Below are 786 nucleotides of genomic sequence, written 5' to 3'. Positions count from 1 at the left end.
GATAGCACCATCTTCGCTCATTGACACACGCATTAGGCGCGCCGCTCGGCTTACAATAGTCGTCAGATCAGCAATATTATAAAACTCAAGGCGCTGAACGATACCAAAACGATCACGTAGTGGTGAAGTCAAAAGCCCTGCTCGCGTCGTCGCTGCGACCAAAGTAAAAGGCGGTAAATCAAGTTTGATAGAGCGTGCAGCAGGGCCTTCCCCAATCATAATATCAAGCTGAAAGTCTTCCATTGCTGGATATAGTATCTCTTCAATGACTGAGCTTAAACGATGAATTTCATCAATAAACAACACATCACCAGCTTCTAAATTGGTTAGCATGGCGGCCAAGTCACCTGGACGCTCAAGTACAGGGCCTGATGTCGAACGCAGATTACCACCCATTTCACGAGCAATAATATTAGCAAGCGTCGTCTTACCCAGACCAGGCGGACCAAAAATCAAAGTATGATCTAATGCTTCATCACGACCTCGCGCGGCACCAATAAAGACTTCCATCTGTTCACGCACGACTGGCTGACCGATATATTCAGACAGAAGCGAAGGACGAATGTTGCTATCAGGGGCATCATCTCCCCCTTCTAGCGGATTAATTAAGCGGTCTTGCATCATAGGTTCTATCATTATATTAAGAGGGTAAACAAGGTAAAGGTAATAAATAGCATAACCAAACCTAGCGGATAAGTCATGTAAAACGTTTTAAAGTATGCATTAAAACGAAAATAAGCGACAACTAGTGTCGCTTATCCATAGATAACTGTGTATGTAAGACAA

The 786-nt window shown here is 43.9% G+C and carries 1 protein-coding gene; it reads right to left on the bottom strand.

What is annotated here, in order from left to right; translation table 11 throughout:
* The coding region (gene ruvB / locus ACS8FD_RS19395) for a Holliday junction branch migration DNA helicase RuvB (protein ID WP_439277064.1) at window positions 1-621 on the bottom strand (621 nt) is incomplete at its 3' end.
* Window positions 622-786: the final 165 nt, after the last annotated feature.

Source organism: Psychrobacter sp. 1U2 (genome assembly GCF_051847575.1).
The sequence above is the reverse complement of the archived record's forward strand: the minus strand, read 5'-3'. Positions and strand labels throughout refer to the sequence as shown.